Raw genomic sequence first — 20,134 nt, 5'->3', positions numbered from 1 at the left:
CTCTCATCGCGTGCGTCCTACCGTTGCGCGGTGGGTGCCTCAAACGAGACATCGGCCGCAGAACATAATGTACCGTTGCGCAGCGGTACGTTCAACAGTGGACCTTGGGCGTAACGCGAAGAACGGAACCGGCAACCGGGCAAACCAGCAACCCCCGTTGACCGGGCGCGCCGATGGCCGGCCGAGCGATTCTACGGAAACCATTGGCGACATGAAAAGTTCAGGTCTCGCATCGGCTACCGGCGCGGCGCCCCGTCCGCGCCGGACCGGACGTTGAATACTGGCACCGACCTGCGCTAATCATTGGCAAATCATCCGACGGAGACTACGACCGCCTGATCTCGATCGGGGACGCGGAAGGCGAGCCGGGTCGCCGTGCCGACGGGACACCGGAACGACAGCCCGGGTCATCGCCGTGGCGGATGCCGGAACGGGGGCGGAGATCGCTCTGCCGAACAGCCCTACCGGGAATTCCGGTGCGGGCCCACGACGCCCGGATCGGGCGACACCCGGATCATTCGTTCTGTGTCGTCAGGGCGATAACGCCCGCACCGGCCAGCAGACCGAGGTCTTCCAGCTCGGAGGGCACCGCCCGCAGGCCTGTCAGAAAAGGCAGTCGCGCGTGCATCGCGATCGCATTGTGCAGCGACTTCCACAGCGCCGTCCCGGGCGCGGCGATCGGCCCGCCGATCACCACCCGATCGATATCGAGCAGGGGTGCCATCGAGGCGATGGCCCGGCCCAGCGCTGTCCCGGCCCGCTCCAGCGCGGCCACCGCGATCCGGTCCCCGGCCTGCGCGTCCTGCGCGAGGGCCTCGATCGAGTCGCCGACCCAGCCCTCGTTCCGCGCCCATTTGGTCAGTGCGGCACCGCCGGCCACCGACTCCAGACAGCCGCGGCCGCCGCATACACAGGGTTCGTCGTAGCCGGGCACCAGCATATGGCCGATCTGGCCCGCGTTGCCGGTGCGCCCGACCACGACGAATCCGCCGACCATGACCCCGCCGACGATCATGTCCGACAAGTAGATCGACACCGAGTCCATGATCTCCTGGGTGGCGCCGAAATGACGTTCGGCCAGGGCCAGGCATACGCCGTCGAGCGCCATCGCCACCACCGCGGACGGAAACAGCTTCTGCACCGATTCCACGAGCGGAAAACCGGCCTGCCACTCGCGGACCTGCTCCGGAGCGACCACCCCGGACGCCATGTCGATGGGGCCGCTGGAGGCGATACCGACCGCGGTGACATCGCGCCCCGCGGCGATACCGAGCAGCAACTCCCGCACTCGATCCCAGGCCGCGTCCTGCGGGACGGGGATTCGTTCGACCCGGTCGGCCCCGACGTCGTCGGCGATCTCGATTGCGGCGAACCGGGTCGGACCGATCTCCAACGCCAGGATTGTCATCTACGCACCACCAGAGCTAGATCCGTGTTTGCCCCGGAGCATAGTCAGACAGCCGCCGGCTCCGTCGGCCGAAGTGGGCGACCCAGCACGATATGCCGTTTCGGAGCCCCGGCGACCGTCGTGCCGTGAGTGGGGCGCGGGCCGTTGCGGATGATCCGCATCGGACGCTTGTGGTCGATGGGCACGGTGCGGTGCCGGTCGAGGTTCTCGATGACATTGCCCGAGTTGTCGTAGGCGACGCCCGCCCAGATCATGGCTCGCGGCGCATCTCCTCGCTCGATGAGGGTCTGCGCCAGTCGGCTGCACTGCGCGAACAGCGGGCAGCCATAGCAGATGCGCACCGCTGAATGCCAGGCTTCCGGAGTGCCGGAGTCGAGGTCCCAGCTGTCGGGCACCTCCGCACACGGGGGGCGCTGCGCCGATTTCGCGGTCGCCGGAAGCGGCGTCGCGGGAAGCCGGGAAGTAGTGGTGGCGCGGGGTGTAACCACACTCACGGAACGAATTCGCATTGTGCTCATAACCGTCTCCGGAACTGCCGAGGGCACGCCGGGTTGAACCGATACGTGTCCCGTTGGTCGGGCGGAACGTCAGGGCTGCTCAACAGTCCCCGGAAACCAGCTGATGTCAGCTGCATCACGCACGTTAGAGCACGGAAGGCTAATCAGGCAAGGGCTCATGCCGTTAGGTAACGGGACGTTGACCTGTTTTTCACATCTTTTAGCCGCTGCTCAGCGGTTCGTTTGGTTACGGACCGTTTATCTACGGGCCCGATTATGGTTTCCTATACGTATGGCTGGCGAATCCGAGTACACGATCGACGAGCTGGCGCGGGCTGCCGAAACCACCGTGCGCAGCGTCCGCGTGTACCACGAGCGTGGGCTGCTGCCCTCGCCCGACGTCCGGGGCCGGATCGGCTACTACGGCTCGGACCACCTCAACCGGTTGCAGACCATCAGCCGCCTGCTCGGCCGGGGTATGAAACTGAACGGCATCCGGGAACTCCTGGCCGCCTGGGACCGCGGTGACGGCCTCGGGGACGTACTGGGGGTTACCGACCAGACCGTCAGCACACCCGGGCGACAGGCCCCGGTCGCGGCGAAGCCGGAGCCCGAGGAGCCGGCCCACGAACTTCCCGAATATGTCCAGCAGGCACTGGCCGCCAGTGACGACCCCTTCGACGTGTACCGGGTCACCAACCCACGCTGCAGCGATCTGGCCACCCGGCTCACCGACGCCGGCCTGCCCGCCGCCGCAACCTTCCATCTGGTCGAACGTATGCGTGCCGATTGCGACCGCATCGCCGACCGCTACGCCGCCGAAATCTTCTATGTCCTGGCGAGCCGCGCCTACGAGCAATCCGAGCGAAACCCCAAGGACCGCACCAAACTGGAGACCGACCTGGCCATTGCGCGGCTGATCGTCACCCGGGCCGCGTCCGAATTGATCGACCAGGCCTTCGGGCGCCGCGCGGAGCTCCCGGCGCCGGATGTGGAGATCGGGCTGCCCCGTACCGGTCAGCAGAGCGCGGTGAACGACGAGAAACAGCCGTCGCGATCGCGGATCTGAGGTGCCGCACCGAGGCGGCGCGGCGATGCGAACGAACAATTGTCGGGGTGACAGGATTTGAACCTGCGACCACCCGCTCCCAAAGCGGGTGCGCTACCAAGCTGCGCCACACCCCGTCGAGAACAAGATGCCACGCATTCACGGCGAAGGCAAACCACACCGGAGCCCCGCCCCCGACGCCGACGGTAGGCAGCAGACCGGGCACGGAAGGCCGGAGGCGGCGGCCGGCCCCGCTCGGCCGACGACCACTCCACCAGGTCCGGCTTCGGCCACTATCCCACGGGTCCGCACGCACCGGCCCGGTCTCCGGTGGGCCGCCGCGGTGATCACCCCCTGATCGTCACCTTCTTCAGTAATCCCGACTGCCCCGCCGGGCCGCTACGGGCCGCGAGCGGCCCGGGTGGCGGCCGTACGCCGGACGGACGGACTCGCATGTCGACGTCCGGTGCCGCCGACGGCCGATGGAAGAAGGGGAGCGAGCAGGAGGCCGGTGGCGCACCCGCTGGTACGCCCGGCTCTCAGCCCTGCGGAACTACGAAAAAAGACCCTGCTGGCAGGGTCTTTTCGGGTGGAGCGGGTGACGGGAATCGAACCCGCACCATCAGCTTGGAAGGCTGAGGTTCTACCATTGAACTACACCCGCGTGCATACGATATCCATGGGATCGCCACGATATCGCGCGCACAGCGACTCTACCCAATCGCGGTTTCATTTCGCCAATCAGCCCCGCACCGGCGCGGATCCCGCCGGTTGCACCGGGCCCGGGCAGACCGCGCCGACCCACCAGTGACGGGAAGACCGCATTCCGGGTCACCGGGCCGGGTACGGCCGCGATACTTCTGCAAAAGTGTGTAACGCAAGAGTTTCCGCGACGATAGGAGCAGAGATCACTGTTGTACCGGGGCCCGGAACCTGTTCTAGAACGCAGGTCGGCGGGTTCCACCATCTTGCTACGATCTTCTTGCCGGACGGGGTATCTGGAAAGGGGGCGGTAGCGTGCACCCGACAAGGTGGACCATCCGCATAGCAGTGCGACAGAGCCGGCCCAGCCCGGTACCGACGTGGCGGACCCTGATCCGCGGCGTGAGCTCCACCGATACCGGTGGTCGAGATGACCGCTGAGTCCCGGCCACCCGTCCGTTCCACGGCACGGGAGTGGGCGCTGGCCGCCGGCGCCCAACCCGACGCCGAGATCAGCGCCGCCGAGATCGAACCCGTGCTCGTCGAAATCCTCGAACAGCTGCTGCACCTCACCGTTTCCGACCCCTTCCCGATTCGCGCGGCCCGCCGACTCGGTGCCCGCCTCTGCGCCGAACCGCTGCACCGGGTCCGGATGCTCGCGCTGGTCACCCGCACCCTGCTCGGCTTTCCGGCCGGCCCACGCGGATCCCTGGTGGCCACCCGATGGCCGCTGGTGGCCAGCCAGGCCATCGACAGTTATGCCCAGGCGCTCCAGGAGCTTGCCCTGGCCCAGCAGAAGAAGAACCTTTCCGACGAGGCCACGCAGCGGGTCCGCGAATTCGCCGCGCTGCAGCAGCGGCTCGAGCACGAGGCCACCCACGACGCACTGACCGGGCTGGCCAACCGCACACTGCTGCGCAAGCGGGTACGCATGATGGCCGAACAGGCCGACCGCGGAGTGGGTCTGCTGGTGGTGGATCTGGACCGGTTCAAGCAGATCAACGACGGCTACGGTCACGCGGTGGGCGACGAGGTACTGGTCGAACTGGCCAAGCGGCTGCGGGAGGTGGCGCCACCGGGCGCGGTGGTGTGCCGCTACGGCGGGGACGAGTTCGTATTGGCGGCCGGGATGGCCGACAACCGTGTCACCGAACTGGCCCACGCCATCGTGCACGCGCTGAACGATTCAGTGTGGTCGTCGGCGGGACCGGTACCGGTCTCGGCCAGCGTCGGCACCACCTATGCCCCGCCGCAGGACCGCAGCGAACTGGCCGAATTGCTGCGCCGGGCCGATCAGGCGATGTACTCGGCGAAAACCGCGGGCGGGCACCGGTACGCCGGAGCGGAAACGCTGGGTACCGATACGGCCGTCGCGGGTTGATCCGCGCGGTTCAGGCGGGCTGGCACTGCGCGCACCAGAACAGGTTCCGACCCTCCAGCACCGTATGCCGCACCGGTTCGCTGCAGCATCGGCAGGGTTCACCCGCCCGGCGGTAGACATAGGTGCGCGGCCGGTCCGCGGCATAGGAGGGCGCGCCGTGATCGTGCTCCGGCCGCACCACATGCATTTTTCCGCGACGCACACCCACGCGCATCAGGTCGACCAGGTCGGCCCACAGCGCCGACCATTGCGCGGCGGTCAGTTCCGCGCCCTGGCGTTGCGGGGGGATGCCGTGCCGGAACAGTACTTCCGCGCGATACACATTGCCCACGCCGGCGATCACCCGCTGATCCATGAGCAGGGATCCGATACTGCGCCGCGAGCGGCGGATCCGCGCCCACGCCCGGTCCGGGTCGGCGTCCGGGCGCAGCGGGTCGGGTCCGAGCCGGGCGATGAGCACCTCGGTCTCCGGCAGGGTGAGGACCTCACAGGCGGTGGGGCCGCGCAGATCGGTGCCGAACCCGCGGCCGTCGCGGCCCGGCCCGGTCAGCCGCATCCGGACCTGCCCCACCGGCTCGGGCATCGGCAGCTCCGATTCGCTGAAGGTGCCGTACAAGCCCAGGTGGATGTGCACGTACAGCTCGCCCTCGTATTCGTGGAGCAGATGTTTGCCCCACGCCCCGGAGCGGACGAGAACCCGGCCGTCTACCCGGGCGGCTCCCGTCGCGAACTTCCCCTGCGGGCTCGTCACCCGCACCACCGCGCCGGCCAGCCGCTGTTCGTGCCGGCGGGCGAGGCGGTGCAGAGTGTGACCTTCCGGCACCCGACTACTCGCTCGCCCGGTGGATCAGTGGGCGGGCAGCGCCGGCGGTTCGCCGGTCTTCTCGTAGTCGGCGAGGATATCGATCCGACGCTGATGCCGCTCCTCGGCGGACCACGGGGTCTCGATGAAGGCGTCCACGATCGCCAGTGCCTCGTCGCGCGAGTGCATCCGGCCACCGATACCGATCAGCTGCGCGTTGTTGTGTTCCCGCGCCAGGCGGGCGGTCTCGACGCTCCAGGCCAGCGCGCACCGCGCACCCGGCACCTTGTTCGCGGCGATCTGCTCGCCGTTACCGCTGCCCCCGAAAACCAGGCCCAGGCTGCCCGGGTCGGCGACGGTGCGGCGGGCCGCCTCGATGCAGAAGGCGGGATAGTCGTCGAGCGCGTCGTAGACGAGGGCGCCGCAGTCGACGACCTCGTGACCGGCCTTTTCCAGGTGGTCCTTGACGGCGTTCTTCAATTCGAAACCAGCGTGATCGGCACCCAGGTATACGCGCATGGCTGCGATTCTGTCAGGCCTCCTGCCGGGCGCCGACGGCGGGCGGGTTCACCGGCTCACTGCCTAGAGTCGTGGGTATGCAGCCGCACGACCCTCCGCAGCCGTCCGGATCCGGCCCCGGCGCCGCCTGGTCCGCGAGTACACCGGAGCCCGGGCCCTACCCGTGGCTCACCGACCATCCCGGCTCGTCCGTTCCGCTCCCGGGCGGATACCCCCCACCGCCGGTGCCGCGGCACGAGCCCCGCGGGCTGTCGCCGTTCGGAATGCCCGCCCGGCACAGCTGGGAGATCCCACTGCTGGTCGTGGTGATACTGCTCACCGCTGTCTCGTATGTGCTGGCTTTTCTGTTCCTGTTCCTCGGGCTGGTCAACCAGTTCATCCTGATCCTGGTGGCGGCCCCGCTGCTGCTCTGGTTCGGCCGCGGCGTCAACCTGTCGTCGCAGCGGGTGAACGGGGTGAAGATGTCACCCTCCCAGTTCCCCGAGGGATATCGGATGGTGCAGGAGGCCGCGGCCCGCTTCGGCATGGCCAGTGCCCCGGACGCCTACGTGGTGCTGGGCAACGGTCGGATCAACGCCTTCGCCTCCGGGCACGGTTTCCGCCGCTACGTGGTCGTATACAGCGATCTGTTCGAGATCAGCGGCGCCGCCCGGGAGCCGGACGCCCTGGCCTTCATCATCGGTCACGAAGTAGGCCATATCGCGGCCGGCCACACCTCCTATTGGCGACAGCTCGGCATGTTCCTGGCGCCGTTCCTACCGATCCTGGGCAACTCGCTGATCCGTGCCCAGGAGTACACCGCCGACAACCACGGCTACTGCCACCGGCCGCAGGGGGCACCGGCCGCGATGGGCACCCTGGCCGCCGGGAAGTATCTGAACTCGCTGGTGGGATTCGATGAGATGGCCGACCGCGCGGCCCAGGAACGCGGATTCTTCGTCTGGATGGTCAACGCGACGACCTCGCATCCCGTGCTGACCTGGCGTATGTGGGCGCTGCGCGATCGCAGCCGGCACGGGAGGCTGTTCTGGCGGCCCGGCCCGGGCCCGCAGCGATTCGGCCCGATGCCCGGACGGCCACCGGCGACCGGGCCCGGTGACGCCCTCACGCTGTCGAAAGGTTCGTACTGAACCGGACGGGTCGCGGCCCCCGAGCAGACACCGCGACCTCGCGGCTCAGTCGAATTCCGGGCTCTCGTCCCGGGTACGCTTGAGTTCGAAGAAATGCGGATAGGCCGCGAGCGTCACCACGGCGTCCCAGAGTTTGCCCGCTTCCTCACCGCGCGGAATACGGGAGAGCACCGGGCCGAAGAACGCGACCCCGTTGACGTGGATCGTCGGCGTGCCGACATCCGGACCGACCTTGTCCATCCCGGCGTGATGGCTCTTGCGCAGCGCCTCGTCGTACTCGCTGCTCTCGGCGGCGGCCGACAATTCGGCCGGCAACCCGGCCTCCGCGAGCGCGTCCGCCACGATCGCGGCGGAAGTGCCCAAACGGTCGTCCTCGCGCTCGAACTCGGCGCGGCGATTGTGGAACCGGGTCCCCAGCGCGGTGTACAGGGGCGACAGGATCTCCTCGCCGTGCTGTTCGGCCGCGGCGACAGCCACCCGGACCGGCCCCCAGGCGTAGGTCATGAGCTCCTGGTACTCCGGCGGCAGATCCCGGCCCTCGTTGAGCACCGCCAGACTCATCACATGGAACCGCGTCTCGATATCGCGGACCTTCGCGACTTCGAGGATCCACCGGGAGGTGATCCAGCACCACGGGCACAGGGGGTCGAACCAGAATTCGGCAAGGTCCTTCTTCTCGGCCGAGTCGGGCACGTTGCGTTCCTCTCCACGGGTCGGCGGTGGACTACCACCCACCGCCACGGCTACCGCCGCAGTACCGGCCGGTCGCCGGACACGGGCGCTGTAACGAGCAACCCCGGCGGATGGATTTTCGTTCCCGATCCGGCCCGGAGATCGGTGCTGCCCTTTGTAGGCTGGCAGAGGATTCGGATCGTCGCTGGAACCACCCACCACAAGGGAGTATCAGCCATGACCTCTGCGCAGCATTTCCTCATTGTCGGCGCCGGACTGGCCGGGGCGAAAGTCGCCCGGGCGCTGCGGGACAACGATTTCGACGGGCACATCACCCTGGTCGGCAGGGAAGAGCGGCTGCCGTACGAGCGGCCGCCCTTGTCCAAGGAGTACCTGGCCGGAACGAAGCCGGTCGAGGAGTTCACGGTGGAGACCTCGGCCTGGTATCGGGACAACGCGGTGGATCTGCGGCTGGGCACGGAGGCCACCTCGATCGACCGGGCCGCCCGGACCGTCACTCTCGCCGACGGCTCGGCACTGGAATACGACAGACTCGCGCTGGCCACGGGCGCGGAGTCCCGGAGGTTGCCCATTCCCGGCGCGGACGCCGAGGGTGTGTACACCCTGCGCACGCTGGAGGAATCGGATGCCCTGATCGAACTGTTCCGCACCACGCGGCGCCTGGTGGTGATCGGGGCCGGCTGGATCGGGCTCGAGGTCACCGCGGCGGCGCGCGCCGCGGAGGTGGCGGTCACCGTCCTCGAAACCGGCTCCGCGCCGCTGTTGGGCGCGCTCGGCCCGGAAATGGGCGAGGTATTCGCGGATCTGCACCGCGACCACGGGGTCGACCTGCGTTTCGGCTCGCAGGTCCAGCAGATCACCACCGCGGACGGGCGCGCGACCGGTGTCGCGCTCACGGACGGCACCGAATTCGCCGCGGACGCGGTACTGGTCGCGGTGGGGGCGAAGCCGAATATCGAACTCGCCGAGAGTTCCGGTCTCCTGACCGATTGCGGCATTCTCGTCGATGCGAGTCTGACCAGCAGTGATCCGAATATCGTCGCGGTGGGCGATATCGCCGAGCAGGATCACCCGGTCCTGGGCCGCCGTATCCGGGTGGAGCATTGGGCGAACGCGTTGAATCAGCCCGCGGTGGCGGCCGCGGCCATGCTAGGCCGCGCCGCGTCCTACGACCGGCTCCCCTACTTCTTCACCGACCAGTACGACCTCGGCATGGAGTACACCGGCTTCGCCGCACCCGGCGACTACGAGCAGGTGGTCGTCCGCGGTGACCGCGAGGGCCGGGAATTCGTCGCGTTCTGGCTCGATCCCCAGCACCGGGTCCTGGCGGGGATGAATGTGAACGTGTGGGATGTCGGTGATCGGATCAAGGAGCTGATCCTTTCCGGTGAGCCGGTCGACCCGGCCCGGCTGGCCGACCGTTCGACACCGTTGTGATCTGTGACCCACATCACCTCGAACCCGACTCGGTTGTGTCGGAATCACCGACCCGGCTCCGACTTCTTCGTGAACGCGCCACCGGGGCGCGACCGGAACCAGGAGAACCCGTGAAGTACATGCTGATCAAGACCTACGCCGCGGCCGCCCACTGCGATACCCCGCTGCCGGAGTGGGCGCCCGAGGACATCGCCGCCCATATCGAATTCCAGCGCACACTCGGCGCCCAACTGGCCGCGGCGGGTGAGCTGGTGGACGCGCAGGGGCTCAGCGGCCCGGACGAGGCACGGCTGGTCAGTTCCGACGGCCGTTCAGCGCCGGTGGTGACCGACGGGCCGTGGGCGGAGACGAAAGAATTCCTGGCCGGCTACTGGATCGTGGATGTCGACAGCCCTGATCGGGCCGTCGAGATCGCCGCGCGGGCCTCCGCGGCCCCCGGCCCCGGCGGTAGGCCGATCGGCGAGTACATCGAGGTCCGCCAGATCATGTCCGCGCCCGCCACCGAGCTGTGACCGGTACCCGTCGCCACGGCGGTGATCCGATCGAGGACCTGCTGCGTGACCTCACGCCGCGGGTCCTCGGCACGCTCCTCCGGTGGTCCGGCGATTTCACCGCGGCCGAGGACGCGCTCCAGGAAGCAATGCTGGCGGCGGTGCACAGCTGGCGTGCCGACGGGCTCCCCGACAATCCGGGCGCGTGGTTGCTGACGGTGGCCCGGCGCCGGGCCACCGATGCCGTCCGGGCCGATATCGCGCGGCGCGAGCGGGAATGGCTCGTCACCGCACAGAGCCGGTCCGCCGGTCCGGCAACGCCTGCGGACCCGCCGATACCGGACTCGCCCGGTGCCGATCGAGAACACGACGACACACTCACCCTGTTCTTCTCGTGCTGCCACCCGGTACTGACCCCCGCGCACGCTGTCGCCCTCACATTGCGCACGGTGGGCGGACTCACGACCGCCGAGATCGCCCGCGCCTTCCTCATCCCGGAAGCGACCATGACACAACGGCTGACCCGGGCCCGGCGCCGGCTGGCGGCACTGGACAGACCGTTCGCACCGCCGGCCGCCGGTCAGTGGGAACAACGACTCGCCGCGGTGCTGCACGTGCTGTACCTGATCTTCACCGAGGGGCACACCAGCACCTCCGGCCCGCGGCTCGCGCGCGCCGATTTGTCCATGGAGGCCATCCGGCTCACCAGGCAGCTGCGGCGGCAGCTGCCCGACGACCCGGAGGTCGGCGGCCTGCTCGCCCTGATGCTGCTGACCGACGCCCGCTGCGACGCCCGCACCGGTCCACACGGTGAGCTGGTCCCGTTGGCCGAACAGGACCGGCACCGGTGGAACCGCGCCGCGATCACCGAGGGCCTGCGGCTGGCCTCCGCCGCCGCGGCCCGCGGCCTCACCGGCGCCTACCGGATCCAGGCGGCCATCGCCGGAGTCCACGCGCAGGCGGTCCGGTACACCGATACCGACTGGGACTCGGTCCGGCGCCTCTATCTGCTGCTCGGGCGGGTGGCACCGGGCCCGCTGGTCACCCTGAACCTGGCGGTGGCGACCGCCATGGTGGATGGGCCGCACGCCGGTCTGGCACTCGTCGCCGACCTGGACACGGCCCTGCGGAGCACCCATCGGCTGGCCGCGGTACGTGCTCATCTCTACGAGATGTCCGGCGACACCGCCGGGGCGATCGCCCATTACACCGACGCGGCCGGCCGGACCGGTAGCCGAGCCGAATACAACTACCTGACCCTACGAGCGGCCCGGCTCCGGCACCCGCCTCACGACTCCGGCGAACCCCAGCTGCGGCCGGTGATCAGCTCATAGGCTTCGACGTACTTGCGCCGGGTCGCCGCGACGATATCGGCCGGGATCTCCGGGCCGGGCGGTTCCTTGTCCCAGCCGGTGGAGGTGGCCCAATCCCGGACGAACTGCTTGTCGAAGGACCGCTGCGGCCGGCCGGGCTCCCATTCCGCGGCCGGCCAGAAGCGGGAGGAATCGGAGGTCAGGAGTTCGTCGCCCAGAGTGAGGACATCACCGTCCCAGCCGAATTCGACCTTCGTATCGGCGATGATCACACCGCGTTCGGCCGCGTAGGCCGCACCCCGGGAGTACAGGTCGAGCGTGAGATCACGCAGCCGCGCGGCGACCTCGGCACCCTCTTGCGCGACCACCTCGTCGAAGGTCATGGGCTCGTCGTGGCCCGTATCGGACATCTTGGTGGTCGGGGTGAAGATCGGTTCGGGAAGTTTGTCGCCTTCGCGCAATCCCGCGGGCAGCCGGATCCCGGAGACCGAACCGGTGCGCCGATAGTCCTTCCATCCCGAGCCCACCAGGTACCCCCGGGCGACGCACTCCACCAGCACCATCTTCAACGGCTTCACCCGCACGGCCCGGCCCGCGAACTCCGGCGGCACGTCCGTCCCGGAGAGCACATGGTTGGGGATATCGGCGAAATACTCGAACCACCAGTTGGACAGCTGCGTCAGCAGGGCGCCCTTGTCCGGGATCGGGGTGGGCAACGAGACGTCGTACACCGAAACCCGGTCCGAGGCGACCAAGAGCAACGTGTCGCCGTCGGTGTACAGGTCGCGCACCTTTCCGGCGTGCACATGCTTCACGTTGTCGCTCCGATCCTGGTCGTGTGGCCGGCGAGATCGACTCCCGCGCGGGCAACCTTACCGGCGTGGCATTGTGGACAACGCCCGTGCCCGTTGCACTCGTGTCCTCGAAGGAGCCCGATGTCCGCACCGAACCTCACCCGCGAACAGGCGATCGAACGCGCCGAGGTCGTCTCGGTCGAGAACTACCGCATCGAACTCGACCTGACCGGCGGGATGGGCGAGTCAGGCCCGGAGGCGGTAGCGGAGCGTAACGACCCGGGGCCCTCGCCCATCCCCGATGAACACGGGGCGGGGAAACCGGGCGAGCAGACGTTCTTGTCCCGCAGTACGGTCACCTTCACCGCGAAGCCCGGTGCGTCCACCTTCATCGATATCGTTGCCCGGGGAGTGCGTTCGGCGGTGCTCAACGGCACCCCGCTCGAAATCGGCGACTACGACGAATCCACCGGCCTCACCCTCCCCGACCTCGCCGAGCGCAACGAACTCGTGGTGGAGGCCGACTGCGAGTACTCCCACACCGGTGAGGGCCTGCACCGGTTCGTCGATCCGGCCGACGACGCGGTCTACCTCTATTCCCAATTCGAAACCGCCGACGCCAAGCGGATGTTCGCCTGCTTCGACCAGCCCGATCTCAAGGCCACCTTCGATATCGAGGTCACCGCCCCGGCGGACTGGAAGGTCATCTCCAACGGCGCCGCCACCGTGGACGGCGGAAAGCACCGATTCGCCACCACTCCGCTCATGAGCACCTACCTGGTGGCGCTCATCGCCGGTCCCTACGCCGAATGGACCGACACCTACACCGACGACCACGGCGATATCCCGCTGGGCATCTACTGCCGGGCCTCGCTGGCCGCGCATATGGACGCCGACCGGCTGTTCACCGAAACCAAGCAGGGATTCGGCTTCTACCACAAGAACTTCGGCGTCCCCTACGCGTTCGGGAAGTACGACCAGCTGTTCGTCCCGGAGTTCAATGCCGGTGCCATGGAGAACGCGGGCGCGGTCACCTTCCTCGAGGACTACGTCTTCCGGTCGAAGGTCACCCGGGCCTCCTACGAGCGGCGCGCGGAAACCGTACTGCACGAGATGGCGCATATGTGGTTCGGCGACCTGGTCACCATGAAGTGGTGGGACGACCTGTGGCTCAACGAATCCTTCGCGACCTTCGCGTCGGTGCTGTGCCAGGCCGAGGCCACCGAGTACACCAGTGCCTGGACCACCTTCGCCAATGTCGAGAAATCGTGGGCGTACCGGCAGGATCAGCTGCCCTCCACCCACCCGATCGCCGCCGATATCCCCGACCTGGCGGCGGTGGAGGTGAACTTCGACGGCATCACCTACGCCAAGGGCGCGAGTGTGCTCAAACAACTCGTGGCCTATGTCGGGCTGGAACCGTTCCTGGCCGGTCTGCGCGCGTATTTCGCCGACCACGCCTACGGCAACGCCACCTTCGACGATCTGCTGGCGGCGTTGGAGAAATCCTCGGGGCGTGACCTGTCCACCTGGGGCGCCCAGTGGCTGAAGACCACCGGCCTCAATATCCTGCGGCCCGACTTCGAGGTCGACGCGGACGGCAAGTTCACCTCCTTCGCGGTGATCCAGGAGGGCGCGGCACCCGGCGCCGGGGAACGACGGGTGCACCGGCTGGCCATCGGCGTCTACGACGACCGCGACGGCAGACTGGTCCGCACCCGGCGGGTGGAACTCGATCTGGACGCCGCCGAGCGCACCGAGGTCACCGACCTGATCGGTACCGAACGCGGGAAGTTCGTACTGGTCAACGATGACGACCTCACCTATTGCTCGGTGCGCCTCGACGCCGATTCGCTCGATGTGCTGGTGAACCGGATCGCCGATATCGCCGATCCGCTCCCCCGCACCCTCGCCTGGTCGGCGGCCTGGGAGATGACCCGGCAGGCCGAATTCCGCGCCCGCGATTTCGTCGCGCTGGTCCAGCGCGGCATCGGCGCGGAAACCGAGATCGGTGTGGTGCAGCGGCTGCTCATGCAGACCAACACCACCCTGCGCAGCTACGCCGATCCGGCCTGGGCCGAGAGCACCGGCTGGCCGGAGTACGCGAACCGGCTGCTGGAGCTGGCACGCGAAGCGGCGCCCGGCTCCGATCATCAGCTCGCGTTCGTCAACGCCCTCACCGGCGCCAAACTGGCCGCCTGGCACAGCGAGGTGCTGCGCGAACTGCTCGACGGTAATCCGGCGGCCGTCGGCCTGCCCGGCCTGACCGTCGACACCGACCTGCGCTGGCGGTTGCTCACCGCTCTCGCGGCGGCCGGGGAGATCGACGCCGACGGCCCGGACACCCCGGCCATCGACGCCGAGCTGCGCAACGACGAAACGGCGGCCGGCCGGCGGCAGGCAGCCACCGCGGCCACCGCGCGCCCGCAGCCGCAGGTGAAGGAAGCGGCGTGGGACAAGGTACTCGGCGACGATTCGGTGCCCAATATCACCGCCCGTTCCATCGTCGGCGGTTTCGCACCGGCCGGACAGGACAGCCTGCTGGCGCCGTTCGTGGCGCGGTACTTCGACGAGATCCCCGCGGTCTGGGAACGTCGGTCCAGTGAGGTCGCGCAGACCGTGGTGGTCGGACTGTATCCGGCCTGGGATATCAGTGACGACGCCGTCGCCCGCGCCGACGAGTTCCTCGCCGCCGATCACCCGCCCGCCCTGCGACGCCTGGTGAGCGAGGGTAAAGCGGGGGTCGAACGGTCACTGCGCGCCCGCGCGTTCGATATCTCCTGATCCGGAAACGGCGAACGGCGCGTCCACCGGTGGTGGACGCGCCGTTGTCGTCTGTCGCGAGTGCTCCCGGCCATCGGGCCGGAGGTTGTCAGCGGCCGATGGCCGCGGCCATCACCCGCACCGCCGAGATCAGCCCGTCGATCAGTTCACCCTGCCGCAGCGAGCTCAGCGCGGCGGTGACCCCGAGCTGGCACACCCGGTCGTTCGCGCGCTCGGCCACATCCCTGCCGGAGCGAACCTCCACGGCGTGATCATTCGGGGAGACGGCGATGAGCACCGAACGTGCCGCCTCCGGAGTATCGGGGAACAGCGCGTCCACCGCGGCCGCGGGATCCACACCCAGATCGCCGATGAAGACGTTGAACCGGACCTTGGTCGCGCGAGTGGCCTCGGTGAGCACATTGTCCATGGCCAGCCGCTCGTTGTTGTCGAACGGCGCCTCCTTGAACACGTCACCGGCCTCGTGCACCCCGGAGACCCGGCCGCTGCTGGTGAGCGCGTATCCACGCGGCAGTTCGGACTCGACCACCGCCGGCCACTTAGTACTTGCCACTTGCCCGGCCTCCGATCAGTGCTTCCCTGGGTGCCTCGAGGGCATCGAACGCCACATGCGAGCCGTGCGACGACTCACCGGCGTCATAGGAGTGACCGGAAACGGTCACCTCGTCGGTGGCACTCCACAGCACCGGGGCGGCCGTCCACTTCTTGCTCATATCGAAGTGGACCGGCTTCTCACCGGGCAGCGGCTTACCGAGGTACGACAAACCAGCGATTATGAGGTAGATCCCCAATGGGATACCGGCGAAAATCGCCACCGTCTCGAGAATGCTCACGCCCTAAAGGTAGACGATCCTCTGTAGTAGTTCACCGACGGATAGCCCGTGTCACCGGTAACACCACCCATACCCCGAGGTCACACCCGGGATCAAGCCTCCGTCGACCAACGCGACCACCCGCGTCGAGGCTTGCGGGATACCTCGAAGGGTTGAGGCCCGTCTCGACCCTTGGCCGAAGGTGCTCAAAGGTCGCCCTCCATGGACGGCCCACCGCACATCGCATGAGCGAAGCTCGAGTCTCGAGGCCGAAACGGCGAGACCGACGGGGCCTCGACCCCGCGGCGGTCTCACCAGGCCGCGTTCACCAGCGAATTCGCCGCCATCTCCAAATAGTCGAGCAGCTGGCGCCGATGCTCGTCGTCCAGGGCTTGCGGCTCGATCTCGGCGACCGCGATGCGCATACAGCGCAACCAGGCATCCCGCTGCACCGGCCCGATCTCGAACGGCATATGCCGCATACGCAGGCGCGGGTGGCCGCGTTCGTCGGAATAGGTGCGGGGGCCGCCCCAGTACTGCTCCAGGAACATTCGCAGCCGGCGTTCGGCCGGGCCCAGGTCTTGTTCCGGGTACATGGGGCGTAGTACTTCGTCGGCGGCGACCTCGCGATAGAAGGCGGCGACCAGCCGGTGGAAGGTGTCCGCCCCGCCGACGGCCTCGTAGAAGGAGCGTGTGGCCTGATCGCCCGCCGGAGTGCCCGAAGCCGTATTACCCGAAGTCATGAACCCTCTCGTTTCGCCGGATGCGCCGTCCATTGTGCCCGCGCCGGCCCGGGTTCGCAGATTCGCCGGGCACCCGGCCGGTGTGACCGCTCGCACCTGGTGTTTCCGGCTCTGTGGCCGCCGGGGGTCGCTTCAGCGACAGTTAACCGGCCATTGTGCAAAATAACCGTGCGTCACGGGGCTTTCCATGGTCAACTGGGTTCTGTCTCCGCCGAGATACCACATGATCTTGAAACGCAGAATTTGGGGTCGACATGAAGCAACGGACCGGCGCCCGATCACCGGAGGCGATACGCCACCGACAACTGAAGCCCGCCGACGTCCACGCTCGTGGGTCGGGGGCTCCTCCGCTGCAACTGCTGTCCGATCACGCGGTCGACCGGCACACTGCCGATACCACCGCTCGTTCCGATTCCCTTCCCGGGAGCGATTCCGCTCCACACCTCGCCGCGCCGCCACCGATCAGTTGGCCGAAGCGCCGCGTCCTGCTCCTCAACGCCACCTACGAACCGCTCACCGCGCTCACCGCCCGCCGCGCGATCGTGCTGCTGGTCTGCGACAAGGCCGACGCGGTCCACCACGATCCCACCGGACCCGTCCTGCATTCGGCCGGCGCCGCCGTCGCCATTCCGTCGGTCATCCGGTTACGCACCTACGTCCGGGTCCCCTACCGCGCCCGCGTCCCGATGACCCGGGCGGCACTCATGCAGCGGGACCACTACCGCTGCGGCTACTGCGGCGGTAAGGCCGAAACCATCGACCACGTCATCCCGCGCAGCCGCGGCGGCCAACACAGCTGGGAGAACTGTGTGGCCAGCTGCGCACCCTGTAACCATCGCAAGGCCGACAAACTGCTCAGCGAACTCGGCTGGACGCTGCGCGCACCCCTGATATCCCCGAAGGGGCCGCATTGGCGCCTGCTGTCCACGGTCAACGAACTGGACCCGATCTGGCTGCAATACCTGGGCGAGGGCGCGGCCTGACGCCGCGGCGGCACCGCGGCCCGGCGAAGCGGCGTCAGGCTCCCGGCGCCGGGGTCAGCGAGAGCCCGCCGGTTCTCCGGCGGGCGACCGAACCGTAGCGGGCGTCGAGGCGCAGCCAGGTGTTGCTCGCCCGCACCCGGACCAGTTCACCCGGCGGAATCCGCCCGGCATCCGCTCGCTCGCCCGAGTGTGGGATGAAGTCCATGGCAGTGAGGGCGAAGACCACCCGCATCGGTACCTGCACGCGTACCTCCGCCGCCGAGACGGTCAGCACCGTCTGATCGAGTAGAGATGCGGGTGGTCCGTGCCCGGAACCGTGCTCCTTCGCCAGGTCGGCCCCGCGTTCGGCGAGTTCGACCAGGGTGCGGGCGGGCAGATCGTCGATATGCCCGAAGCCGGCGTCCGGTGGCAGGGCGCCCCGCCACGCCGAATCGAGGGAGTAGCCCAAATCGATCGGGCCCGGCGCGGACAGCCCGGTCAACACGGTGTCCGCCCCCACCGTCACATCGTCGGCGGCCAGCTCGGCGACGACCGTCCGGGTCGCCAGCGCCTCGAAGCCGGTGGCGACCCAGGCGGCCACCAGCCCGGTGCCGCGCCGCCGCAACCGCACCACCACCGCCGGATCCAGACGTTGTGCCCGGGTGAGGAATGTGGCCAGGTTCTCGCGTTCTGCCGGGTCCGTTACGGACAGGACCCGCTGATCGGTCGTCACGATCGAACCGACACCGCCGACCCGCTCATGCTGTGTCCATCGGGCATAAGCGAGGGCCCTGCGTGGTCACGCTCCGCTACCGCCTCCGGGCCCGACCCGCTCATGCCGTGTCCATCGGGCATAAGCGAGGGCCCTGCGTGGTCACGCTCCGCTACCGCCTCCGGGCCCGACCCGCTCATGCGTCCAGCCACTGTGCGAGATAGTCGCGTTCGGGCCCGGTGAGCCGGCGCAGCCGCTGGGTCCGGATATCGAACGCCGCCAGCTGGGTGGTCGCGGTGACCGCGGCGGGCGAGTCGGGCGCGGCACCCGCCGCCCGGACCTCGTAGGCAACGGTGAAATCGACCGCCCGCAACTGTTCGATCCACATGGCGATATCCAGCGGCGTGTCCTCGTGCCGCAGCTGCCCCCGGTACTTCACGCGCAGATCCGCGAGCACACAACCGTCACGCAACCCGACGGTCGGCCGGTCGTCGTCGAACAGCCAGGGGATACGCGCCTCCTCCAGCAACGTCACCATCCGGGCGTGGTTGACGTGCTGGAAAACGTCCATATCGGACCAGCGCACGTGCACAGCGGTATGGAACCGCCGCGGCGATGCCGCAGCGGGTACCTCCACATCCGGACTCGCTCCGTTGCGGGGAACAGCGTTCGTCACCGTGGTACCTCCGATTGAGCGCCCACCCCACTCACCATGCTGCGCACCTGCCGCGCCGCGACCGACAGCGTGGCGAGATCGTGGGTTCCGGACTCGAACAGTTCCGCCAGCGCCGCGCGGGCACGGCCGAGCCGGGACTGATTCTTGGACTCCCAGTATGCAATCTTCTCGTCCGCGCTCTCCTCGGGGTCGCCGCCGGAGAGGACATCGAGGGTAAGCGACCGCAGCGAACTGTACATATCGTCGCGCAGGGCGAGCCGGGCCAGCGCGTGCCAGCGGTCGCCGCGTTCCAGATGGCTGACCGCCTCCAGCAGCCAGTCGATCTTCAGATGCTCGTTCAGCGCGTAGTACAGCGCACCGACCTCCTCACCGGAGCGGTCGGTGATATCGGCGATATCGATGACATCGAGCAGCGGGAACAGATGCAGCAGTGCGAAGACCTCGGTCGCGAGATCCAGCGGCGCCCCGTGCGCGACGAGGTCGGCGGCCTGATCGGTGAGCGTGGTGACGTGGTGGCCACGCAACCAGCCCGGCACCTTCGGCGCGAGTTCGCGCACCCCCACCCGGTACCGGTTGATCTCGGCGCCGACGGCGATGGGCTGTGGACGGTTGGTGAGCAACCAGCGCGACGCCCGGTCCAGGGTCCGTTTGGTCTCCAGCTCGAGCTGGTCGCGGACACCCACCGTCGTGTCGGCGGCCCGGATCCGGTCCCAGATATCGTGCAGGCCGAAGATATCGGTCACCGCGGCGAAGGCTCGGACGGTATCGGTCGCGGTGGCACCGATCTCCTCGCCCAGCCGGAACGTGTAGGTGACGCCGCCGTAGTCCACCACCTCGTTGGCGATCATGGTGGTGACGATCTCCCGGCGCAGGCGATGTTTCTTGATCGCCGCACCGAACCGTTCCCGCAGCGGGGTCGGGAAGTATTCCGGCAGCCTGGTGGCGAAGAAGGCACTGTCGGGCAGATCGCCGGCCAGCAGATCCGCCTTGAGCGCCAATTTCACGTGGGCCAGCAGATTCGCGAGTTCGGGCGAGGCGAGCCCGGTGCCCTCCTCGAGCCGGCGTTTGAGAACGGCGTCGGTGGGCAGCGCTTCGAGGCCCCGGTCGAGTCCGCGCGCGGTCTCGAGCTCTTCGATGAGACGCCGGTGCACATTGAGCATCCGCGTCGACTCCGCCCGGGATATGCCCATCACATAGTTCTGGGACACATTGTCCTGCAGCACCATCTGC

General features: G+C 68.4%; 19 protein-coding genes, 2 tRNA genes and 1 pseudogene. 8 read left to right on the top strand and 14 right to left on the bottom strand.

Annotated elements, in window-relative coordinates:
• Window positions 1–514 precede the first annotated feature (514 nt).
• Both NGR01S_RS28855 and NGR01S_RS28850 read right to left on the bottom strand, forming a co-directional pair.
• Window positions 515–1,408: an ROK family protein gene (locus NGR01S_RS28855; protein WP_063042420.1), complete on the bottom strand. Its 894-nt coding sequence runs from the start codon at window positions 1,406–1,408 to the stop codon at window positions 515–517.
• Window positions 1,409–1,452: 44 nt separating this feature from the next.
• Window positions 1,453–1,902, bottom strand: a complete 450-nt coding sequence (locus NGR01S_RS28850; protein ID WP_157107489.1) for a hypothetical protein — start codon at window positions 1,900–1,902, stop codon at window positions 1,453–1,455.
• A 295-nt stretch (window positions 1,903–2,197) separates the two neighbouring features.
• Here NGR01S_RS28850 and NGR01S_RS28845 point away from each other — a divergent pair, with 295 nt between their 5' ends.
• Window positions 2,198–2,974, top strand: coding sequence for a MerR family transcriptional regulator (locus NGR01S_RS28845; RefSeq protein WP_084481791.1), 777 nt, complete (start codon window positions 2,198–2,200; stop codon window positions 2,972–2,974).
• A gap of 42 nt (window positions 2,975–3,016) precedes the next feature.
• On the opposite strand, the gene NGR01S_RS28840 is transcribed toward NGR01S_RS28845, so the two are convergent.
• Window positions 3,017–3,090 (bottom strand) — tRNA-Pro (locus tag NGR01S_RS28840).
• A 453-nt stretch (window positions 3,091–3,543) separates the two neighbouring features.
• Window positions 3,544–3,617, bottom strand: a tRNA-Gly gene (locus NGR01S_RS28835).
• Window positions 3,618–4,085: 468 nt separating this feature from the next.
• Between NGR01S_RS28835 and NGR01S_RS28830 the strand changes: the two genes are divergently transcribed.
• A complete protein-coding gene (locus NGR01S_RS28830) occupies window positions 4,086–5,036 on the top strand; it encodes a GGDEF domain-containing protein (RefSeq protein WP_063042461.1) in 951 nt (316 codons plus the stop codon).
• Between the two features lie 10 nt (window positions 5,037–5,046).
• Here NGR01S_RS28830 and NGR01S_RS28825 read toward each other — a convergent pair whose 3' ends face one another.
• Window positions 5,047–5,859: an Fpg/Nei family DNA glycosylase gene (locus tag NGR01S_RS28825; RefSeq protein ID WP_063042416.1), complete on the bottom strand. Its 813-nt coding sequence runs from the start codon at window positions 5,857–5,859 to the stop codon at window positions 5,047–5,049.
• Between the two features lie 24 nt (window positions 5,860–5,883).
• Window positions 5,884–6,357, bottom strand: a complete 474-nt coding sequence (locus NGR01S_RS28820; protein WP_063042414.1) for a ribose-5-phosphate isomerase — start codon at window positions 6,355–6,357, stop codon at window positions 5,884–5,886.
• 77 nt (window positions 6,358–6,434) lie between these two features.
• Between NGR01S_RS28820 and NGR01S_RS28815 the strand changes: the two genes are divergently transcribed.
• A complete protein-coding gene (locus NGR01S_RS28815) occupies window positions 6,435–7,487 on the top strand; it encodes a M48 family metallopeptidase (protein ID WP_063042459.1) in 1,053 nt (350 codons plus the stop codon).
• A gap of 45 nt (window positions 7,488–7,532) precedes the next feature.
• Here NGR01S_RS28815 and NGR01S_RS28810 read toward each other — a convergent pair whose 3' ends face one another.
• Window positions 7,533–8,180, bottom strand: coding sequence for a mycothiol-dependent nitroreductase Rv2466c family protein (locus NGR01S_RS28810; RefSeq protein WP_063042412.1), 648 nt, complete (start codon window positions 8,178–8,180; stop codon window positions 7,533–7,535).
• A 216-nt stretch (window positions 8,181–8,396) separates the two neighbouring features.
• Between NGR01S_RS28810 and NGR01S_RS28805 the strand changes: the two genes are divergently transcribed.
• From NGR01S_RS28805 to NGR01S_RS28795, 3 genes are all read left to right on the top strand, one after another.
• Window positions 8,397–9,617, top strand: a complete 1,221-nt coding sequence (locus NGR01S_RS28805; RefSeq protein WP_063042410.1) for an NAD(P)/FAD-dependent oxidoreductase — start codon at window positions 8,397–8,399, stop codon at window positions 9,615–9,617.
• A 110-nt stretch (window positions 9,618–9,727) separates the two neighbouring features.
• Window positions 9,728–10,129: a YciI family protein gene (locus NGR01S_RS28800; RefSeq protein ID WP_174551760.1), complete on the top strand. Its 402-nt coding sequence runs from the start codon at window positions 9,728–9,730 to the stop codon at window positions 10,127–10,129.
• Window positions 10,126–11,442, top strand: coding sequence for an RNA polymerase sigma factor (locus NGR01S_RS28795; RefSeq protein ID WP_245664814.1), 1,317 nt, complete (start codon window positions 10,126–10,128; stop codon window positions 11,440–11,442). The genes NGR01S_RS28800 and NGR01S_RS28795 overlap by 4 nt, the downstream gene beginning before the upstream one ends.
• On the opposite strand, the gene NGR01S_RS28790 is transcribed toward NGR01S_RS28795, so the two are convergent.
• Window positions 11,397–12,236, bottom strand: a complete 840-nt coding sequence (locus NGR01S_RS28790; protein ID WP_063042408.1) for a phosphoribosylaminoimidazolesuccinocarboxamide synthase — start codon at window positions 12,234–12,236, stop codon at window positions 11,397–11,399. The two genes, NGR01S_RS28795 and NGR01S_RS28790, sit on opposite strands and share 46 nt — an antisense overlap.
• Before the next feature lie 120 nt (window positions 12,237–12,356).
• On the opposite strand from NGR01S_RS28790, the gene pepN reads away from it, so the two are divergent.
• Window positions 12,357–14,999, top strand: a complete 2,643-nt coding sequence (gene pepN, locus NGR01S_RS28785) for an aminopeptidase N (RefSeq protein ID WP_063042406.1) — start codon at window positions 12,357–12,359, stop codon at window positions 14,997–14,999.
• 88 nt (window positions 15,000–15,087) lie between these two features.
• Here the strand turns inward: pepN and NGR01S_RS28780 are convergent, their stop codons facing one another.
• The 3 genes from NGR01S_RS28780 to NGR01S_RS28770 form a co-directional block, all read right to left on the bottom strand.
• On the bottom strand, window positions 15,088–15,552 hold the full coding sequence (locus NGR01S_RS28780) for a DUF5130 domain-containing protein (RefSeq protein WP_063042404.1): 465 nt from the start codon (window positions 15,550–15,552) through the stop codon (window positions 15,088–15,090).
• On the bottom strand, window positions 15,539–15,832 hold the full coding sequence (gene ctaJ, locus NGR01S_RS28775; protein ID WP_063042402.1) for an aa3-type cytochrome oxidase subunit CtaJ: 294 nt from the start codon (window positions 15,830–15,832) through the stop codon (window positions 15,539–15,541). Before ctaJ ends, NGR01S_RS28780 begins: the two co-directional genes overlap by 14 nt.
• A gap of 290 nt (window positions 15,833–16,122) precedes the next feature.
• Window positions 16,123–16,554: a globin gene (locus NGR01S_RS28770; protein ID WP_063042400.1), complete on the bottom strand. Its 432-nt coding sequence runs from the start codon at window positions 16,552–16,554 to the stop codon at window positions 16,123–16,125.
• Between the two features lie 254 nt (window positions 16,555–16,808).
• Between NGR01S_RS28770 and NGR01S_RS28765 the strand changes: the two genes are divergently transcribed.
• Entirely contained in the window at window positions 16,809–17,537 is a 729-nt protein-coding gene (locus NGR01S_RS28765) for an HNH endonuclease (protein WP_245664813.1), read from the top strand.
• Window positions 17,538–17,571: 34 nt separating this feature from the next.
• Here NGR01S_RS28765 and NGR01S_RS28760 read toward each other — a convergent pair whose 3' ends face one another.
• The 3 genes and pseudogenes from NGR01S_RS28760 to NGR01S_RS28750 form a co-directional block, all read right to left on the bottom strand.
• Window positions 17,572–18,249 carry a DUF8185 domain-containing protein gene (locus tag NGR01S_RS28760; protein ID WP_063042397.1) on the bottom strand — a complete coding sequence of 226 codons (678 nt, stop codon included), beginning with the start codon at window positions 18,247–18,249 and terminating at the stop codon, window positions 17,572–17,574.
• 175 nt (window positions 18,250–18,424) lie between these two features.
• Window positions 18,425–18,865 carry an acyl-CoA thioesterase gene (locus NGR01S_RS28755; protein ID WP_063042451.1) on the bottom strand — a complete coding sequence of 147 codons (441 nt, stop codon included), beginning with the start codon at window positions 18,863–18,865 and terminating at the stop codon, window positions 18,425–18,427.
• 35 nt (window positions 18,866–18,900) lie between these two features.
• Window positions 18,901–20,134: pseudogene (locus NGR01S_RS28750) on the bottom strand (NAD-glutamate dehydrogenase); the annotation flags it as partial.

This window comes from Nocardia grenadensis NBRC 108939, from assembly GCF_001613445.1.
GTDB lineage: Bacteria > Actinomycetota > Actinomycetes > Mycobacteriales > Mycobacteriaceae > Nocardia > Nocardia grenadensis.
Note: the sequence above shows the minus strand (reverse complement) of the source record. Positions and strands in the feature narration are given on the sequence as shown.

Excerpts from the sequence above, each read along its gene's own strand:
- NGR01S_RS28765 (WP_245664813.1), top strand. The coding sequence starts at position 16,809 with ATGAAGCAACGGACCGGCGCCCGATCACCGGAGGCGATACGCCACCGA.
- NGR01S_RS28830 (WP_063042461.1), top strand. The coding sequence starts at position 4,086 with ATGACCGCTGAGTCCCGGCCACCCGTCCGTTCCACGGCACGGGAGTGG.
- NGR01S_RS28855 (WP_063042420.1), bottom strand. The coding sequence starts at position 1,408 with ATGACAATCCTGGCGTTGGAGATCGGTCCGACCCGGTTCGCCGCAATC.
- pepN (WP_063042406.1), top strand. The coding sequence starts at position 12,357 with ATGTCCGCACCGAACCTCACCCGCGAACAGGCGATCGAACGCGCCGAG.
- NGR01S_RS28845 (WP_084481791.1), top strand. The coding sequence starts at position 2,198 with ATGGCTGGCGAATCCGAGTACACGATCGACGAGCTGGCGCGGGCTGCC.
- NGR01S_RS28770 (WP_063042400.1), bottom strand. The coding sequence starts at position 16,554 with ATGACTTCGGGTAATACGGCTTCGGGCACTCCGGCGGGCGATCAGGCC.
- NGR01S_RS28805 (WP_063042410.1), top strand. The coding sequence starts at position 8,397 with ATGACCTCTGCGCAGCATTTCCTCATTGTCGGCGCCGGACTGGCCGGG.
- NGR01S_RS28820 (WP_063042414.1), bottom strand. The coding sequence starts at position 6,357 with ATGCGCGTATACCTGGGTGCCGATCACGCTGGTTTCGAATTGAAGAAC.
- NGR01S_RS28815 (WP_063042459.1), top strand. The coding sequence starts at position 6,435 with ATGCAGCCGCACGACCCTCCGCAGCCGTCCGGATCCGGCCCCGGCGCC.